Annotated in this window: 17 protein-coding genes; 3 read left to right on the top strand and 14 right to left on the bottom strand. The window is 63.8% G+C overall.

The features are described 5' to 3' along the window. Nucleotides 1–53: 53 nt before the first annotated feature. From G6N81_RS08225 to G6N81_RS08215, 3 genes are read right to left on the bottom strand one after another with little or no spacing between them, the layout of a single operon-like run. Nucleotides 54–1,376, bottom strand: a complete 1,323-nt coding sequence (locus G6N81_RS08225; protein ID WP_165135463.1) for an ABC transporter substrate-binding protein — start codon at nucleotides 1,374–1,376, stop codon at nucleotides 54–56. A 49-nt stretch (nucleotides 1,377–1,425) separates the two neighbouring features. Next, the gene (locus G6N81_RS08220; RefSeq protein ID WP_165135460.1) at nucleotides 1,426–2,346 is read right to left on the bottom strand and encodes a carbohydrate ABC transporter permease; all 921 of its coding nucleotides are present in this window, start codon (nucleotides 2,344–2,346) and stop codon (nucleotides 1,426–1,428) included. A 1-nt stretch (nucleotide 2,347) separates the two neighbouring features. Next, nucleotides 2,348–3,250, bottom strand: a complete 903-nt coding sequence (locus G6N81_RS08215) for a carbohydrate ABC transporter permease (RefSeq protein WP_206527856.1) — start codon at nucleotides 3,248–3,250, stop codon at nucleotides 2,348–2,350. A 124-nt stretch (nucleotides 3,251–3,374) separates the two neighbouring features. Between G6N81_RS08215 and G6N81_RS08210 the strand changes: the two genes are divergently transcribed. After that, nucleotides 3,375–4,400, top strand: a complete 1,026-nt coding sequence (locus G6N81_RS08210; protein WP_241244923.1) for a LacI family DNA-binding transcriptional regulator — start codon at nucleotides 3,375–3,377, stop codon at nucleotides 4,398–4,400. On the opposite strand, the gene G6N81_RS08205 is transcribed toward G6N81_RS08210, so the two are convergent. Then, nucleotides 4,397–4,825 carry a hypothetical protein gene (locus G6N81_RS08205; protein WP_165135454.1) on the bottom strand — a complete coding sequence of 143 codons (429 nt, stop codon included), beginning with the start codon at nucleotides 4,823–4,825 and terminating at the stop codon, nucleotides 4,397–4,399. The two genes, G6N81_RS08210 and G6N81_RS08205, sit on opposite strands and share 4 nt — an antisense overlap. A 154-nt stretch (nucleotides 4,826–4,979) precedes the next feature. Between G6N81_RS08205 and trxB the strand changes: the two genes are divergently transcribed. Together trxB and trxA are read left to right on the top strand one after the other, a co-directional pair. Next, nucleotides 4,980–5,942 (top strand): thioredoxin-disulfide reductase, encoded by a 963-nt coding sequence (gene trxB, locus G6N81_RS08200; RefSeq protein WP_165137857.1) that lies wholly within the window; start codon nucleotides 4,980–4,982, stop codon nucleotides 5,940–5,942. Nucleotides 5,943–6,005: 63 nt separating this feature from the next. Next, nucleotides 6,006–6,329 (top strand): thioredoxin, encoded by a 324-nt coding sequence (trxA, locus tag G6N81_RS08195; protein ID WP_165135451.1) that lies wholly within the window; start codon nucleotides 6,006–6,008, stop codon nucleotides 6,327–6,329. Nucleotides 6,330–6,416: 87 nt separating this feature from the next. On the opposite strand, the gene G6N81_RS08190 is transcribed toward trxA, so the two are convergent. From G6N81_RS08190 to rnpA, 10 genes are all read right to left on the bottom strand, one after another. Continuing rightward, nucleotides 6,417–6,764 carry a tryptophan synthase subunit alpha gene (locus G6N81_RS08190; protein WP_165137856.1) on the bottom strand — a complete coding sequence of 116 codons (348 nt, stop codon included), beginning with the start codon at nucleotides 6,762–6,764 and terminating at the stop codon, nucleotides 6,417–6,419. A 43-nt stretch (nucleotides 6,765–6,807) separates the two neighbouring features. Beyond that, nucleotides 6,808–7,065 (bottom strand): DUF7218 family protein, encoded by a 258-nt coding sequence (locus G6N81_RS08185; protein WP_165135448.1) that lies wholly within the window; start codon nucleotides 7,063–7,065, stop codon nucleotides 6,808–6,810. A gap of 14 nt (nucleotides 7,066–7,079) precedes the next feature. Further along, on the bottom strand, nucleotides 7,080–7,970 hold the full coding sequence (locus tag G6N81_RS08180) for an SDR family oxidoreductase (RefSeq protein ID WP_165135445.1): 891 nt from the start codon (nucleotides 7,968–7,970) through the stop codon (nucleotides 7,080–7,082). A 132-nt stretch (nucleotides 7,971–8,102) separates the two neighbouring features. Beyond that, nucleotides 8,103–9,317: a ParB/RepB/Spo0J family partition protein gene (locus G6N81_RS08175; protein WP_165135442.1), complete on the bottom strand. Its 1,215-nt coding sequence runs from the start codon at nucleotides 9,315–9,317 to the stop codon at nucleotides 8,103–8,105. Further along, entirely contained in the window at nucleotides 9,317–10,189 is an 873-nt protein-coding gene (locus G6N81_RS08170; protein ID WP_165137855.1) for a ParA family protein, read from the bottom strand. The genes G6N81_RS08175 and G6N81_RS08170 overlap by 1 nt, the downstream gene beginning before the upstream one ends. Before the next feature lie 3,815 nt (nucleotides 10,190–14,004). After that, nucleotides 14,005–14,661 carry a 16S rRNA (guanine(527)-N(7))-methyltransferase RsmG gene (rsmG, locus tag G6N81_RS08165; protein WP_165135439.1) on the bottom strand — a complete coding sequence of 219 codons (657 nt, stop codon included), beginning with the start codon at nucleotides 14,659–14,661 and terminating at the stop codon, nucleotides 14,005–14,007. 148 nt (nucleotides 14,662–14,809) lie between these two features. Continuing rightward, nucleotides 14,810–15,292 carry a Jag family protein gene (locus G6N81_RS08160; protein WP_165135436.1) on the bottom strand — a complete coding sequence of 161 codons (483 nt, stop codon included), beginning with the start codon at nucleotides 15,290–15,292 and terminating at the stop codon, nucleotides 14,810–14,812. Then, nucleotides 15,289–16,374, bottom strand: a complete 1,086-nt coding sequence (gene yidC, locus G6N81_RS08155; protein WP_241244922.1) for a membrane protein insertase YidC — start codon at nucleotides 16,372–16,374, stop codon at nucleotides 15,289–15,291. The genes G6N81_RS08160 and yidC overlap by 4 nt, the downstream gene beginning before the upstream one ends. Before the next feature lie 6 nt (nucleotides 16,375–16,380). Beyond that, on the bottom strand, nucleotides 16,381–16,728 hold the full coding sequence (yidD, locus tag G6N81_RS08150) for a membrane protein insertion efficiency factor YidD (RefSeq protein WP_165135433.1): 348 nt from the start codon (nucleotides 16,726–16,728) through the stop codon (nucleotides 16,381–16,383). After that, nucleotides 16,725–17,000: a ribonuclease P protein component gene (rnpA, locus tag G6N81_RS08145; protein ID WP_241244921.1), complete on the bottom strand. Its 276-nt coding sequence runs from the start codon at nucleotides 16,998–17,000 to the stop codon at nucleotides 16,725–16,727. The genes yidD and rnpA overlap by 4 nt, the downstream gene beginning before the upstream one ends. Nucleotides 17,001–17,027 lie beyond the last annotated feature (27 nt).

The raw sequence follows: 17,027 nt of genomic DNA, 5'->3' as shown, positions 1-17,027 counted from the left end.
AGGAGAGGCCCGAGATTTCTCCCGGGCCTCTCGGGGGTGTGGAGAAGGGGGAATTACTCGATGCCGAAGCCCTGCTCGGCGGCGTAGCTCTTCATCGCGTTCTGCCACCCAGCGAGACCGTCAGCGAGCGTTGTCGAGCCGAGGTACGCCTGACCGGCGGTGTCACCGTAGATCGTGTTGGCGTACACCTGGAAGGGAAGGTACTGCCACCCCTCGACGACGTCAGCCGACGACTGGGCGAGAACCTCATTGATCTTCTGACCGCCGAAGTAGTCCCACTCGACGTCCTGGAATGCGGCCGACTCGAGGTGCTCGGTGGTTGCGGGGAAGGCACCGTCGTCGAGGCGCATCTGCACGCCGTCCGTCGAGGCGTTGGCGTATTCGATGAAGGCGTAGGCCAGTTCCTTGTTCTGCGCGTCTGTGGGAACGGCCAGCGAGCTGCCGCCGTTCTCCGACGAGGCAGCGGCTCCGGCTTCCCACTGCGGCATGGGCGCAACACGCCAGTCGCCAGCGCCGTCGGGGACGTTGCCGATGAGGTTCGCGGGCATCCACGCACCGATCACGAGCGAGGCGATCGTGCCGTTTGCCATGCCCTGGAACCATTCGTCGGTCCAGCCGTTGATGGGTGCAAGCACCTCATCGTCGATCAGCGGCTGCCACAGGTCGGTGAAACGCTGCGTCGCGGCGTCGTTCTCAAGATCGATGGTCAGATCGGTTCCGTCAACCGACCAGGGGGTGCCGCCACCCTGCCAGATGAGCGAGGTGTTCCATCCCGCATCTCCGAGGTCGTTCGTGATGTACACATCGGGGTCGGACTCCTGGAAGTCACGCGCGGCCTGCGCGAACTCGTCCCACGTCTCGGGGACCTCAACGCCGTGCTCTTCGAACACGGTCGCGTTGTAGAACATGGCCATGGGGCCGGAGTCCATCGGCAGGCCGATGATCTCCTCGCCGGAGTGAACCGCGTCCCAGGGGCCGGGGGCGAACACGCCGTCGAGGTCACCGGCGCCGTAGGGGGTGAGGTCCGTCAGCGAGTCCTGCAGGGCGAACTGCGGAAGCGCGTAGTACTCGACCTGCGCAACATCGGGCAGACCGGAGCCGGCCGAAATGGCGTTCTGCAGGGCGGTATACGAGTCGACGCCGGTTCCGACGTTGACGATTTCCACCTCGACGCCGGGGTTGTCGGCCTCGAACTGCTCGATGACAGGGCCGAGCGTGGGTTCCCAGGCCCAGACGAGGATCTTGCCGCCCTCTTCGAGGGCCGCGTCCGGGTCGCCGGCATCAGACGAGCCGCAGCTCGCGAGAACGAGAGCGCCGGCACCGGCGATTGCTGTTGCGGTGAGAAGGCGCTTGCGCGCCCGTGTGATGGTGGTCATTCTGTGGACTCCATTGTCATTGTTGGTGCGGGTGGTGAGGGGAGGGAAGTCATTCTTTGACGGACCCGGCTGTGAGGCCGGACTGCCAGTAGCGCTGCATGAACAAAAACGCGACGATGAGCGGCACGATCGTCAGCAGCGAGCCGGTGAGGACGAGGTCGAAGATCGGCTGGCCGCCCGCCGTTGAGGCCTGGCCGTTCCACTGGTTCAGTCCAAGAATCAGCGGGTACCACTGCGGATCGCGAAGCATGATCAGCGGCAGGAAGTAGTTGTTCCACGTGGCGACCATGGTGAACAGCAAAACGGTGACCGTTCCCGGGCCCAGAAGCGGAAGGCACACGTTCCAGAAGGTGCGGAACTCGCTCGCACCATCGATACGCGCGGCTTCCATGAGCTCGGTGGGGATCGCCTCCTGGGCGAACGTCCACATCAGGTACAGGCCGAACGGCGAGATCAGCGACGGGATGATCACCGACAGCGGGGTGTTCGTGATGCCCATCTGGCTGAACATGAGGAAGGTCGGCACCGCGAGCGCTGTTCCGGGAACCGCGACGGCTCCGATGACAACGGCGAAAACGGCCCTCTTGCCCGGGAAGGTGAACTTGGCGAGCGCATACCCGCCGAGAACGGCGAGAAGGGTTGCTCCTCCGGCGCCGGCAACCACATAAAGAAGGGTGTTGCCGAACCAGCGCAGGAAGACGCCGTCGTTGTAGGTCAGAGTTCGAGCGATGTTGTCGAACAGCGCGAATTCGCGCCCGAACCACAGCCCGAACGTGGAGAACAGATCGCCCTGTGTTTTGGAGGCGTTGATGAACAACCACAGAAGGGGAAGCAGCGAGTAGACCACGATGATCGCGGTCAGAATCGTCAGCACCAGGTTGCGGCGCGGCTTGTCAATCGTGCCAAGGGCCGCCCGACGCTCACGCTTCGTCGCCGAGGGGGAGAGGGTCACCAGGGAGGTCGTGGACATGTCAGTTCCCCTTTCGCATGCCGCGCAGCTGCACGACATAGGCGACGATCATCGTCACAACGCCCATGATGATGGCGACGGTGGCGGAGTAGTTCAGTTGCTGACCGGCGAACGCGAGGTTGTAGGCGTACAGGTTCGGCGTGAACGAGGTGGTGATCGTGTTGGGCGCCATCGACTGCATGATGCTCGGCTCGTTGAACAGCTGGAAGCTGCCGATGATCGAGAAGATCGTGGCGATCACGAGGGCCCCGCGGATGGCGGGGAGCTTGATCGCCGTGATGATGCGCAGCTGGTTGGCACCGTCGATCGCGGCCGCCTCGTAGAGCGAGGACGGCACAACGCGCAGCGCCGAATAGAAGATCAGCATGTTGTAGCCGAGGAACTGCCAGGTGACGAGGTTACCGATCGAGAGCATGATCAGATCAGGCGAGAGCAGATCGGGGATGTTCATCCCGAACATGTCGTTGAGGTTGCCCACCAGGCCGAAGCGAGTTCCGTACATGAAGCCCCACATAAACGTGGCGACGACGGCGGGAACCGCGTACGGCAGGAAGATCGACAACCGGAAGAAACTACGTCCGTAGAGCCGGCCGCTGTCAATCGCCAGCGATGCCAGCAGCGATAGGAACAGCATGATCGGCACCTGGATCAGCAGGAACAGGGCAACGCGGATCACGCCGTCCCACAGCTGTCCGTCGCCGAACGCGCGCACGTAGTTGGCGAAGCCGACGAACTCGGTTCCTCCGACCAATTGCGTGCGGAAGAAGCTGAGATAGAGCGCGTAGATGATCGGTGCGATGAACACCAGCGCAAAGACCAGAGCAAAGGGGCTGAGGAATCCCCATCCCGTCCAGCGTCCGCGCACGGCGCGTCGCGGCGCGGAGCGTCCGGTGGGTGCGGCCATCTGAGCCACCTGCGGTATCGCCGTCATTGGTGTGCCTCGCTTCATTGCGGAGAACGTGCGAGACTATGTTTACGCAAACATCGAAAATTCGCCAGTCCACAACCCGATCCGTTACACAGGAACTATGAACTCACAGTTTCGGCCGCAGCGTCGCGTGTCGATGGCAGACGTCGCAAAGCACGCCGGCGTCTCGGCCCAGACCGTCTCCCGCGTGGCAAACGGCACCGGAACGGTCATCCCGGACACACGCCGCCGCGTGATCGATGCGATGGACGCCCTCGGATACCGGCCGAACAGCGCCGCTCGCGCCCTGAAGCTCGGATCGTTCCGCACGATCGGTGTGCTGTCCCAGTCTCTCTCCACCCTCGGCGACGTGCGAACGATCGAGGCGATCGCCACGTCTGCCGCCATAGCCGGTTACGCAACAACACTCGTTCCCGTGCACGTCGCGGCTCACAGCCAAGCAGACGTCGACCGCTTGTTCTCCCGCATGCAGGAGCTCGCCGTCGACGCCCTGATCCTCAATCTGGAGTCTCCGATGCTGGCCCACGCGGCCGAGATGCTTCCTCCTGGCGTCCCCGTTGTGTACATGGACCCCGAAGCTCCCGACGCCCGCGTTGTTGTCGACACCGACCAAAATCGCGGAGGCGCCGACGCCGTGCGGCACCTGCTCGATCTCGGACACCGCACGGTATGGCACATCGCCGGGCCGGAACGGTCGCGCCCGAGTGGGCGACGCGAAGACGGTTGGCGCACCACTCTCGAGGCAGCCGGACGCGACGTTCCCCCCGTGCTCCGGGGCGACTGGTCCGTGGAATCCGGTTATCTCGCCGGCAAACGCATCGCCGCGCGCGACGATGTTACGGCCGTGTTCTGCTCGAACGATCAGATGGCCCTCGGCTTCTACCGTGCGGTCGCCGAGGCCGATAAACGCGTGCCCCAGGACATCAGCGTTGTCGGCTTCGACGACACGGCCGACGCACGCGGCTACGCGCCGCCGCTGACCTCAATGCATCAGGACTTCGCCGAGGTCGGCCAGCGCTGTGTGTCGTCCGCGCTCGCGCTCGTCGGGGGCCGCGACGTTCCCGCTCTGTCTGTTGTTGTGCCCCAGCTCGTCGTTCGCGACAGCACCGCGCCCCCCGCGCTCTAAATCCGCACGAGCTCGATCAGCACCGACTGCTGCGGCGCCAGCGCGGGCAGCGGCAGCCCGCGGCGACCGAGAACCGCGGCGGGAAGGACAAGATCATCCGTGTTCTTGGCCGCGTCCGTCCAGCTCGGCGGCTGTCCGTCGTACATCACGCGCGCCGTGCCGACGCCGTCAGCGTGACCCTCACCGGTCGGTGTTCCCGCCCATCCGTCGCGGTGAGTCGCCCAGAGCGTGAATCTCCTCACGGCATCGGGCTCCGACCCCGCAATGCCACCGTCGTCCGCGCGGGCGATTGCCGCACGCTCCGGCGGCGTCAGCTCACCGAGATCGGATCCCCAATGAACGATTCGCGGAACGTTCTCATCGACGGCGAGAAGGAGGCTCGCGCCGCCTCGTCGCAGGAGCACCGGCACATCTTCGTGAGTCACGCGGAGATTGTGACGGTTCCGCCTGTGCATCCGCAAGGTGAACACATCGTGTCCATCCGCTTCTGTCTCGTGAAACTCGCAGGGGGTGGGGGAATACGTGGCACGTACGATGGGTTTTACGCGTCGAGACATACGCCCGAAGGAGGCACAGATGGTGCGAGAGCTCATCATTATCGGATCCGGTCCCGCCGGTTGGACCGCCGCGATCTACGCAGCCCGCGCCAACCTGCAGCCGCTGGTCATTGCAAGCCAGGTGGAGGTCGGCGGCGAGCTGATGAACACCACCGAGGTTGAGAACTTCCCCGGCTTCCCCGAGGCCATCATGGGCCCCGATCTGATGGCCAAGATGCAGCAGCAGGCAGAGCGCTTTGGCACCGAGGTCTCGTACGACGACGCCACAGAGCTCGACCTGTCCGGTGCCGTGAAGAAGGTCACCCTCGGCTCTGGCGATGTCGTCGAGGCGAAAGCCGTGATCTTCGCCACAGGATCTGCCTACCGCAAGCTCAACCTGCCGCGCGAGGACGAACTCTCCGGCCACGGTGTGTCCTGGTGCGCCACCTGCGACGGTTTCTTCTTCCGCGAGAAGGAGATCGCCGTGATCGGCGGCGGCGACTCCGCGATGGAAGAGGCAACGTTCCTCACGAAGTTCGCAAAGAAGGTCTACCTGATTCACCGGCGCGACGAGTTCCGTGCGTCGAAGATCATGCAGAAGCGTGCCTTCGACAACGAGAAGATCGAGGTGATCTGGAACTCCGAGATCGCGGAGCTGCAGGGTGACTCCGCTCTGACCGGCGTCGTTCTGCGCGACACCGTCACGGGCGATACGCGTGAGTTGGCGCTCGATGGTCTGTTTATCGCCATCGGCAACGACCCGCGCACACACCTCGTCCACGACAAGCTCGACCTCACGATCGATGGCACGATCGCCGTCGACGGACGCTCCTCGCGCACGTCTGTTCCCGGCGTCTTCGCCGCGGGCGATGTTGTCGATCCCACGTACCGGCAGGCGGTCACCGCGGCCGCCAGCGGAACGGTTGCGGCGCTCGACGCCGAACACTTCCTCGCGGCGCTCGCCGACATCGCTCCGGAACCAGAAGCGGCGGCTGTTCCCGCCTGATCGGGAATAGCGCAGCGCTTCGCACGGTTCCGGTAGACAAGACTTCCACTAAGGAGACACAGTATGACCGCTCAGGCAACATCTTCAGCCACGTTCGAACAGGATGTCCTGAAGGCCGACGGCCCCGTGCTCGTCGACTTCTGGGCAGAGTGGTGCGGCCCCTGCCGCATGGTCGCGCCCGTTCTCGACCAGATCCAGGCTGAGAACAGCGACAAGATCACGATCGTCAAGCTCAACGTTGACGAGAACCCCGATCTGGCCATGAAGTACCAGATCACGTCGATTCCGGCGATGAAGGTCTTCAAGGATGGCGAGGTGGCGACCACGATCATCGGCGCCAAGCCCAAGCAGGCTCTCGAGAAGGACCTCGCAGCCTTCCTCGCCTAAGACGCGAAATACGCCGAAGGCGCCTTCCTGATTCGATCGGGGAGGCGCCTTCGGCGTATGAACGTGCTTCAGAACCGCTGGGGCACCCTATGCGCCGCCGAGAACGCGAACAACGGCATCCCATCGCCGATGTGTGTTCTCAGCGCCCAGCATGCCCTCTACGGCTCGTGAGAGCTCAGGATATTGGGCGGCGATCTGTCGCATCAGGCGTTGGTTGCGTGCGTGTGTCGGACGGAGTCCGCCGTCACCGACAATGTGCTCCGCCCGGAGAAGAAACACCACGAGCTCGTCGATCGTCGGAAGATCCTCCATGAAGTCCCACGGATCTTCTCCCGCGCGCAGACGTTCCTCGATGAGGGTGTCCCGCTCGTCCTGTGCCTCGGCGCGCAACACCTCGACGCTCTCGCGCCGGGGAAGGAGGGGATCGGGATTCATCACCCCTCCAGGTTACGGACGCACCGCTGATCGCGGGCTGGTGTCAGTGGTTTCGGAGGCGCTCGATGAGCTCCTTCTTCCTCAGGGACGAATATCCCGTGAGGCCCACCTCCTTCGCCCGCTGGCGCAGCTCCGCCACGGTGCGATCCTCATAGTTCTCAGCACCGCCACCGCGCCGGCCCATTTCGGAACGACCATCGCGCGCGGCCGCGTTGGCGATGCGCGCCGATTTCTCTTTTGACGCTCCGTCGTCGCGCAACCGTTCGTATAGTTCTTCGTCATGAATACGGGGCTCGGGCATGGTTCACGGGCCCCTCAGAACGGCCGGCCGCCGGTCACCGGCAAAACGGCGCCAGACGTGTACGTCGCTTCGTCACTGGCCAGGTAAACATAGGCACCCGCCAACTCAGCGGGCTGTCCTGCGCGGCCCAGGGGAGTGTCCTGCCCGAACTCCGCCACCTTGTCGTCCGGGAAACCGGTCGCGGGAATCAGGGGCGTCCAAATAGGGCCGGGAGCCACGGCGTTGACACGGATACCCTGCGGCCCGAGTTCCTCCGCCATGGCCTGCATAAAGGCCACCTGAGCGGACTTCGTCATGGCGTATTCGACAAGGCCGTGCGAGGGCGACGCCGCCTGAACGGACGAGGTCACGATGATCGATGATCCCTCGGGTAGATGCGGAACGGCTTCTCGGACGAGCACCATCATCGACACCAGGTTTGTGTGGAAGGTGCGTTCGATCTCACTCGTCTCGATCTGATCGATTCCGTCACGCTGCTTCTGATAGGCCGCGTTGACAACGAGGAGGTCGATTCCGCCGAACCCCTCTCGAACATCTCGGATGGTATCGATGCACGCCTGCTCGTCGCGCAGGTCTCCCGGCAGAAGCAGGCATCGCTGTCCCGCCGCATCCACGAGATCACGCGTGACCTCAGCGTCCTCCCGTTCTTCCGGCAGAAAACCGATCGCCACATCCGCGCCTTCTCGAGCGAAGGCGATAGCGACCGCGCGTCCGATTCCCGAGTCTCCTCCGGTAATCAGCGCTTTACGCCCCCGGAGGCGGCCCCGGCCCTGCCAGCTTTCTTCTCCGTGATCAGGGCGTGGACTCATCTCACCCGTCACACCGGGCTGGAGGTCTTGCTGCTGTTCGGGGAACGGCTCTTCCTGCTGCGCCGTACGCGGATCGATTCCAGACTGATCGTTCATGGATCACACCTTTCGTAGATCTCGACGGTTGCGTGCGGCGGCCACGCTAACAGTGTCGACAAAAGGGGATCCACCCCCTTGCGAAGGGGGACAGTGGTGCGTTACAGGCTGATCAGGGAAGACATCCTGCGGTCAGGACTCGTAACCTGTTTCGCCGAGCTCTTCCAGGATCCGATTGAGATCCTGAATAGATGCAAAATCAATGCTGACCTGGCCTTTACGTGCCGTCAGGGCGATCTTCACCTTCGTGTTCAGGCGATCACCCAGCCGTTCGGCCACATCATCCAGGTAGGCACGGCGTGCGCCGTTCTTGTTCGGGGCCGGGGCTGCCGGCTTCTCGCCCGCTTCCACGATCCGGCGAGCGGCCTCCTCGGACGCCCGTACCGAGAGTTCCTCGTTGACGATCTTGTCGGCGAGCTTCTGCATCGCATCAACATCGCCATCAAGCGACAGAATCGTTCGTGCGTGGCCTGCGCTGATCACGCCAGCCGCAACGCGCTGCTGCACGGCTTCTGGCAGGCGCAGCAGACGAATCGTGTTGGAGATCTGGGGACGTGACCGCCCGATACGCGAGGCAAGAGTGTCCTGCGTGATCCCGAAGTCTTCGATCAGCTGCTGGTATGCGGAGGCCTCTTCGAGCGGGTTCAGCTGCGCACGATGGATATTCTCCAGCAGTGCATCGCGCAGCATGTCCTCATCGGCGGTCTCGCGAACGATTGCCGGAATCTGTGTCAGGCCAGCCTCGCGCGACGCACGGGTGCGCCGCTCGCCCATGATCAGCTCGAACGTGCCGTCCTTCTTGTCTCGGACGACAATCGGCTGCAGCAGGCCGAACTCACGCACCGAGTGAACGAGCTCCGCCAGGTCCTCAGCGTCGAACAGCGTTCGCGGCTGGCGAGGGTTCGGAACAACCGACGCCGGGTCAATGTGAATAAGCCGCACACCGGGAACCTCGGCCAGCTCGGGCTCGGGGGAGGAGGCTGCCGCGCGTGTGTTCGATGCCTTGGCTGTCGACGTCGCGGTGGGCGTTGCGGAAGCCTTCGCGGCCGATCGTGCCGGGGCCTTCGGCTCCGCCTTTTTCGTGCGAGCAGCCGGACGCTTCGTTGCCGGGGCCCCACCCGCGGCGGCTGGCTTCTTCGCCGCCTTCTGCGGCGCCGGGGTCGCATCCGCGGACGGAGCGTCCGCGGGTTCGGACACGGCGTCAATAGTCACGGCGTCTTCGGACGTTTCGACCTCGTCGATCAGGCCAGCGCCGGCGAAGAACACATCAGCGGGGCGCTCCTTCGTCTCAGACGACGTAGGGATCAGTGCGCCGATTCCCCGGCCCAGCCCAGTGCGCTTCGCCATCAGTTCCGCCCCTTCTTCTTGCGGGAGGACCCGCGCTTCACGATTTCGACAGCAGCCTCGCGGTACGCGATCGCGCCCGCCGAAGACGAATCATATGAGATCACGGTCTGCCCAAAGCTCGGTGCCTCGGAAACTCGCACGGAACGCGGGATGACCGAAGCGAGGACTTCCTTGGGGAAGTGTTCGCGAACCTCATCGGCCACCTGCTGCGACAACCGCGTCCGTCCGTCGAACATGGTTAGGAGAATCGTCGTCACCCGCAGACGGGGATTGAGGTGCTTTTGGATCATTTGCACGTTACCCAGGAGCTGACTGAGTCCCTCAAGCGCGTAGTACTCAGCCTGAATCGGAAGGAACACCTCGTCAGCTGACGCGAACGCGTTGATCGTAAGCAGCCCCAGAGAGGGCGGGCAGTCGATCAGAACAAAGTCGAACGGCTGTTCGTAGGTATCGAGGAACTCGCGTAGCGCTGTGTCCAGACGCTTTTCACGTGCCACCTGCGACACGAGTTCGATCTCGGCTCCCGCGAGGTGAATCGTGCTCGGAACACAGAACAGCAGGTCGTTCTCGGGGCTGCTCTGAACCGCATCCGCCATCAACACGTCGTTGATGAGCACGTCGTAGATACTCGTCGTATCGGCCGTGTGGGGGATACCGAGAGCCGTTGACGCGTTGCCCTGCGGGTCCAGGTCGATGACCAGCACCCGACCTCCGAGGTCTGCAATGGCCGCGGCAATATTGACCGTGGTCGTCGTCTTTCCGACGCCGCCCTTCTGGTTCGACACCGTCATCACGCGGGTGTCACCGGGGAAGTCCACGGTGACCTCATCCAGACGCTGACGCCGAGCGCTCAGATCCTGCAGCTGCTGCATGATCGGGCTGTCGTCGAAGGCGGCCGCAATGTCATTCGATCGCTGGCTCACACGCGTCCTTTCCGTACCGAAGCCGACCTGCCCACTCTATCCCGCCCGCCTGATGACACGCACGGGTGATCGACGTGTTTCACGTGAAACATCATCCCGTCTTTATGTGCGCTCCATCGCGTCCCACAAACGACCGAAGGGTGCGCGCGCTCTCGTCGCCCGCCGCAGGGCGTGTGTTGCTGCGACGTCGCACGAAGCAGGGCGCACGTCTCGTGTGACCGTGGCCGTTTCACGTGAAACATTCGCACGACCCGGCGCAACACAACAAGTCCTCGGCATCGCGGCGCGCGGTAGTGGTGCTCGCATCCCTGCTCGCTCCTTCGATGCTCGCCCGTGACGCGGGGCGCGCTAATCATGTCTTTTATGCATCCTTCCTGCGGCACTGGCGGACAACGCCAGCGCCAATATGACACATCTTGTCTCCCACGGATATCCCGCACAGCCCGAGCGTCCGGCCGAGTAGCGCTCCGTCGGACACTCATGTTTCACGTGAAACATCGTTCCGTGACCCGACACTCGTACTCCATGCCGCCCGATGCGCGCGGCCGACGCCGCGGATGAAGCTGACGCATGCCGTGCGAACCTCAGGATCTCTTGTTCGCCCCGGGCGACGGTCCCGCCCCCATGCAAGCTCGGCACCACCGAGGATCACTCGAGGTGATGTTTCACGTGAAACCACCCCCACGTGATCCACGTCGCGTTGTGACAGGGGCGCAGGCGTCCCGCGAGGGGTGACGTCTCCGCGAGGAGCGTCAGGCCCCTCCGCCTGCCCGGTCCCACACTAGCGGGCTGACTGCTCACCACGCGGGTGGTGATCTGCGTTGTGCGGCACTTCCTCTCACGCACGGCCGAAGTCGGCGAATGAAACTCGCCGTCTCCGCCGCGGATGACTGTCGACATCGCAGGGGGTTGAAGCTCACCGGTCCCTCCCCAGGGGATGCCCGTGTCACGGGTGCGGGAAGGGTGCTGATGACTGACGCTTGCCACGCCCGTAGGCCGGCAGAACCGAAGGGAACGTCGTCCACGTGCCCCGGCGTCGGAGCTGGTCCCCGTCCCCATGATCCTTCTCGCACCAAAATCGCCCACGCGATGCCGATGCGTTGAGGAAGCAGCGGGGGTGGGGCAGTCGAGAGTTTCCTTCCATCACCGTCCTTGCCGGCGCCGCGGGTCGGTGCGCGTCTACCCCGGGAAACGCATCGCCCGCCAGTCTCAGCGCACACTCCCACAAGCGTTCGCGCTAGCGGCAACACAGGCCCGTCGTGGCCTGGACCGTAGCCTGTCGAGTTTTGGGTCAACGATCCTCAGATCACCCCATTCGGCACAGCATCGAAATCACGCCGCACGCCGCGTGACGGGTGTTGTGGGCGGCCACATGTTTCACGTGAAACATCCTGTTCCCGACGCGGCGCGGATCGAGCGTCTTGTCTCAGACGATGGATGTCTCGGCTTCATTCCTCGCTGTGGCATTGATGGAGCAGGCGCCACCTCGCGTATCCAACACCGCCCGCGATGAGCAAGGCCGCACGCGGTCGCCACGCATAGGACGTGTCTCGTACTCCCAAGGTCGTGGGTTCTGGGCCCCCGACTTCGGAGGCTCCGCGCGGCGCGCCAGCGATGTGTGGGGAAGCGTCGGAGAGCACCGCCAGGGGGAAGAGGGAGCCGATGCGCGGGGCACCATCGACCGACGATAACGCCGCGAGGAGCGTGCTTGCGGATTGCGCAGTCTGCGATCAATAGAGAGCGAGGTCCTAGCGCCATGGTTTACGCGACGGAGTCCTCTCACCGTAGGTCCTGCTGAAACTTCGTCTGTCGACTTCCCAGACATCGCGCGCGGGCCATCGCGCTGCATCTTCGGCAAGGCCTGGCTACATCACGGTAAGTCGCTCGGTGTTCACACCGTGCGAAATCGCGCGGTCGCCACCCCCGGCTCAGGGTTTCTGCGGCGTCCCTGCTTAGAGCGCAGACGTTGCTCGCATCACGCTTCACTCACCCCGCATCGTGATCCCGACGCCCGGAAATTGCCGAGCCGAGCCGAGCCGATCCGACAGTGAGCGTACCGTAGCGGGATCGATGTCCCGGCAAGAACGTCCAGGCCTCACCTCGATAGACGCCCGCCCCGTGAACCGCTGTTCCCCCCGACCGCATCGAAGTCTGACCGTCACAAACGTCGCTCCGCCCCGAGCCCGTGCTACCCGCACCGCACGCCACACCACTGTTGATAGCCCTGCCGACCCGCGCCGGGCGCACGCTTCTCGCACGTTCCGCCCACGCAACGTGTCGTCTCCGAATATCGGGGAGTAGCGCTGCCGGGAGCGCATCCGGGACTGACACCCTCGCCCCTCCAGTAGTTTCAGTGCCTCTTCACGCGGGTCCGTCCGAAATGGCTTCCGGAGTCCATAGCTCCATGCCGCACACGCGTGGGACGGATCACCGTTGGGGCCGGCTTTACACACGGCGAGATGCACGGCGCTCCGGGAGGCTCCGCGCCACACGAACGCGTCTGTCGCTGGGCACATACGGCACCCGCGGATCGTGGTCCCGCGCAGGGATAGATATAGCGCACCCATCCGCCAGCTCATTACCGTGACGGACGCACTTCCCGCTGTTCTCAACCACGGGGGAGGAAGAGAGCATCAACCATCGAGCCACCACCCTTCGCAATCGCGGCAAGTCGATCGTCTCAGTCCCGCGACGCGCAGCCGGCGATCCGCACTCCACGCTCCGCACTGATTCGATCTTCCCGGTTCGAGGCTCGCGCGACAATCGCTTTGATCTGTCACCAGGGCAGGATGAGACGTCCGCGGCGAACCGCACATGTTTCACGTGAAACATCTGAGCCACGCTCCACGTCAATAGCGAACGGACCCTGTGGCCTACATCGGCGACGCACGGGATTAGCCCTCCTCGTGAAGGTCCGCCCACTGCCGCGTTTCTCCTTCGATGACCTCCCGCGATGCCGTTCGATGAACGATGCACATAATGCGACACCATCCCACGCATTCGGACGCCCCGCCACGACGTTCCCCGGAGCCACATGTTTCACGTGAAACCATCCACGCCAAATCGCGAGTCAGCACACTCCTCCTCCCAGAAGCGCGGGGGACAGCTATCGCCCCCCCTTTCACCCAGGGGACAACTCGTCCCTTACTGCGCGTACGAGCTCACGATGTGGCGAGGGCGCGCGATCGTCGAATATCCACGAGAGCCAAACAGCCCGCCGACCGTGGACCGCTCTCTCAGGGGAGTGGACAGTGCGTGCGATCCGGCGTGCGCGCAGCGCGCTACAGAAGACCCGACAACAACGAGGATTGGGCGTGATCAGCATCACCGCCTCGGGGCAGAGGTGCTCTCGGATCCGAGCGACCAGCGATGCCGCGGAAGGAACACACCCGCGTGCGTCCACACGTCCACCGCGGCATGTTTCACGTGAAACACCAGCCGCCAAGATCACGCGAATCGCCCCCCGGACCTCATACGGACCCCGGCCGCCCGCCACCAGAGTTCGCCACACAGCACTCCTCCGGCCACGGGACGCGCGACAGAGGGCCGAACCTGCGGGGCGGCAGCCACATTCCCCCTCGCCCCGCAAGTTATCCACAGAGGCACGGTGTCGGTCGAGAGGCCGCGCTCCGCGATCATGCTCGCCGGCGTCCCGCGCGGGACAACAGTTTCGCGTCCATCAAGGCGGCGCTCAACGACACCTCAGCGTGATCACCGAAGCGTTGTTTCTCCACAGGTGTGGAATCTACACATCGATGTGCAAATTAAGCGTGGGGTGACCGCACCGTCGCGCGAACAACGCGGGTGGGCTCGGCGATCTCCCCTTCGCCAATCACCTCGACCCGTACATCGCTCAGCTTGTACTTTCGGATCGCTTTCGCCGCCGCCTCGATCTCCTTCGGCGCGCTGTGGCCCTTGAGGAGAACCAGCTCTCCGCCATCACGGACCAGGGGAGCAGTCCACGGGATCAGCGTCCGCAGAGCCGAAACGGCTCGAGCCGTCACCGCGTCAAGCACTTCCTCGTAGCGGCCGGCCTCTTCCGCACGGGCCCGCTCAACCGTCACATTGTCGAGACCCAGGGCGTCCACCTGTTCCGTCAACCACGCCACACGACGCTCCATGGGCTCAATCAGCACCCAGTGCACATCGGGACGCGCAATGGCCAGAACGAGACCAGGAAGGCCTGCTCCGGAGCCCACGTCACCCACCCGCGACCCGGCAGTGAAGAGCGGAGCAGCGATCGCGCTGTTGAGGAGGTGACGGTTCCACAACCGCGGAACTTCGAGGGGACCGATCAGTCCGCGCTCTTCGCCATGCTGAGCCAGATTGTGTGTGAACTGTCGAGCCAGATCGATGCGATCTCCGAACAGCGCGGCGGCTTCGGCCGGCTCGGCCTCCAGGCGGGCGAGGGCATCAGTCATGGCAGAGTCCTTCCCTCGCGAAATGTCCCGCGAGAAGAATTCGAAGAAGAGAAGTGAAGTGTCAGCTCAGGAAGATCTTCCCAGCTCACCGGAAAACAGACCAGGGCTCGCCTCCCGGTAAGGGAGGCGAGCCCTGCATGCGTCAGCGTCAGGCCTGGCGAATCACCGTGTGACGCGCGTCGCGCTCACCATACGATTCGGAGACGAAGCCACGCTCGGCAACGATGTCGTGGATCAGCTTTCGCTCGTACGAGCTCATCGCGGGAAGCGATGCCTGGGTTGCCCCATCACGAATCTTCGTGATCGCGGCGTCGACGAGGGTGGTCAGCTGCTCACGTCGCTTGTCGCGAGACCCGCCAATATCCAGAATCAGGCGGGAGAACTCGCCCGTCTCTCGCTGAACAGCGAGGCGGGTCAGGTCCTGCAACGCCTGCACCGTGTCTGGATCCGTCAGCGGATGCAAGGAGTCGTCGTCGGACTCCACGGAAACATGCGCGCGGCCCTGACGAACATCCAGTTCAAGATCGCCGTCGATATCAGCGATGTCGAGGAGCCCCTCGAGGTAGTCGGCGGCGATGTCGCCTTCGCGCTCCAGCTGTTCCGCCGACGGAGCCTGGTCATCGTGGGTCATGGCGTGCTCCCTTCCTGAGACGATGCGTCCGGATCGTCCTGCTGCTTCTTCTGCTGCGCGCTCTGCTGCGCGGTGCGCTTGGCGCGCTTGGCGCTCTTCGGTTGCACACGCTTGGCGCGCTGCTTCCGCTCGAGCTCCTTCTGACGCAACAGCTCTTCCTGTTCACGCTCATACTCGGCCATCGAGACGACCTTGCCTTGAGAGTTGACAGCCTTGCCCTTCTTGGCGAGGCGCTCCTCGCGAAGCTTGGCGGCCTCGGACCCGGGTGTGGGGTTCTCGTGGATGATGTAGAACTGCTGCCCCATGGTCCACAGGTTGTTGAAGAACCAGTAGGTGACAACACCCAGCGGGAAGAACACACCAGAGAAGATCATCGCGAACGGGATGATCCAGAGCATGATGCGCTGCATCTGGTAGGCCTGACCGGTCTTGGCCTCGGGGGAGAGGTTCTTCGACACGATCTGTAGCTGCGTGATGAACTGCGTTGCGATCATCAGGGCGACGAGGATGATCAGCATCACGATCGCCGACGCGGAGCTGTCGATCGGATAGTTGAAGTGATCCATCAGCGTCATGCTGAGGGGCGCGATTCCGAACAGCTGCGAGTCTTCGAACTGGTGCACGAGCTCGGGCGTGAACAGCCACGAGTTCAGACCTGACTTGTCCTCTTCCGCCCAGATCGCGATATCGCGCAGGGTCCAGAACAGCGAGAAGAAGATCGGCATCTGCACGAGCAGCGGAAGACACCCGGAAACCGGCGTTGTTCCGTGCTTCTTGTACAGGCCCATCGTCTCGCGGCTCATCGCCTCTCGCGAGAGCTGATCCTTCTTGCCGCGGTACTTCTCCTGGATCTTCTTGATCTCAGGAGCGAGCTCCATCATCTTGCGCTGGCTCTTGATCTGCTTGACGAAGAGCGGGAAGATCGCGATGCGTACGACCACCACGACGCCGAGAATTGACAGCACCCAGGTGAGGCCGCTGGCCTCTGGCATCCCGATGGCAGTGAGAACCCAGTGCCATCCGACGAGGATCGCCTCTATCACCCATCGAATGGGGAAGAGGATCATTCCGAAGAAGTCCACGGGGTGTCAGTCCTTTCGACGCGGCACGACGAAGCCGCGGGAGGTTAAGTCGTAAGAGAAGTCCGCATGAGGAGGAACATCGTCCTCGCCGCCAGCCGCCCAGGGGTGGCATCGCGCGATACGGGAGATCGCTCTCCCTGATCCTCTCACGAGACCGTGTTGTTGAACCGCCGTGACGGCGTACGCGGAACACGACGGGTAGTAACGACAGACGTCGCCGTAGAGCTTTGAGATCGTTGCTCGATATCCGGTGAGTAGCAACAGGCCGATGTTGCGCGGGATGAGCGGCAACACCACGGCATCGGAAACGCGAAACCGCGCCGGCCCTGTGGCCGACGCGGGAAGCACGCTCATGCCGGTGCCTGACGTTCCAGGCACCGCAACACATCGCGGCGAAGATCCGCAAAGGATGTTGTTGCGGAGGCAGGAAGGGCGCGAATCACAATGTCCGCTCCCTCGCGCACACTCGGAGACGCCTCATGGCAGATGGCCTTGAGCCGGCGACGCACCGTGTTGCGGACAACAGCGTTGCCAACGGCCTTGCTCACGATAAAACCGAAGCGCGCAGGACGTGCTTCTTTCGTGAGGATGACGTGCGTCACACCGGATGTGCTCGCGCACCGCATACCCCGCCGGACGACTGTTCGATAGTC

The sequence above is a fragment of the Microbacterium amylolyticum genome (genome assembly GCF_011046975.1).
In the GTDB taxonomy this organism is placed as follows: domain Bacteria; phylum Actinomycetota; class Actinomycetes; order Actinomycetales; family Microbacteriaceae; genus Microbacterium; species Microbacterium amylolyticum.
The sequence above is the reverse complement of the archived record's forward strand: the minus strand, read 5'-3'. Positions and strand labels throughout refer to the sequence as shown.

Excerpts from the sequence above, each read along its gene's own strand:
- G6N81_RS08190 (WP_165137856.1), bottom strand. The coding sequence starts at position 6,764 with ATGAATCCCGATCCCCTCCTTCCCCGGCGCGAGAGCGTCGAGGTGTTG.
- G6N81_RS08175 (WP_165135442.1), bottom strand. The coding sequence starts at position 9,317 with ATGGCGAAGCGCACTGGGCTGGGCCGGGGAATCGGCGCACTGATCCCT.
- G6N81_RS08160 (WP_165135436.1), bottom strand. The coding sequence starts at position 15,292 with ATGACCCACGATGACCAGGCTCCGTCGGCGGAACAGCTGGAGCGCGAA.
- rnpA (WP_241244921.1), bottom strand. The coding sequence starts at position 17,000 with ATGCGGTGCGCGAGCACATCCGGTGTGACGCACGTCATCCTCACGAAA.
- rsmG (WP_165135439.1), bottom strand. The coding sequence starts at position 14,661 with ATGACTGATGCCCTCGCCCGCCTGGAGGCCGAGCCGGCCGAAGCCGCC.
- G6N81_RS08215 (WP_206527856.1), bottom strand. The coding sequence starts at position 3,250 with ATGGCCGCACCCACCGGACGCTCCGCGCCGCGACGCGCCGTGCGCGGA.
- G6N81_RS08180 (WP_165135445.1), bottom strand. The coding sequence starts at position 7,970 with ATGAACGATCAGTCTGGAATCGATCCGCGTACGGCGCAGCAGGAAGAG.
- G6N81_RS08185 (WP_165135448.1), bottom strand. The coding sequence starts at position 7,065 with ATGCCCGAGCCCCGTATTCATGACGAAGAACTATACGAACGGTTGCGC.
- yidD (WP_165135433.1), bottom strand. The coding sequence starts at position 16,728 with ATGAGCGTGCTTCCCGCGTCGGCCACAGGGCCGGCGCGGTTTCGCGTT.
- G6N81_RS08210 (WP_241244923.1), top strand. The coding sequence starts at position 3,375 with ATGAACTCACAGTTTCGGCCGCAGCGTCGCGTGTCGATGGCAGACGTC.
- trxA (WP_165135451.1), top strand. The coding sequence starts at position 6,006 with ATGACCGCTCAGGCAACATCTTCAGCCACGTTCGAACAGGATGTCCTG.
- G6N81_RS08170 (WP_165137855.1), bottom strand. The coding sequence starts at position 10,189 with ATGCAGCAGCTGCAGGATCTGAGCGCTCGGCGTCAGCGTCTGGATGAG.
- G6N81_RS08220 (WP_165135460.1), bottom strand. The coding sequence starts at position 2,346 with ATGTCCACGACCTCCCTGGTGACCCTCTCCCCCTCGGCGACGAAGCGT.
- G6N81_RS08225 (WP_165135463.1), bottom strand. The coding sequence starts at position 1,376 with ATGACCACCATCACACGGGCGCGCAAGCGCCTTCTCACCGCAACAGCA.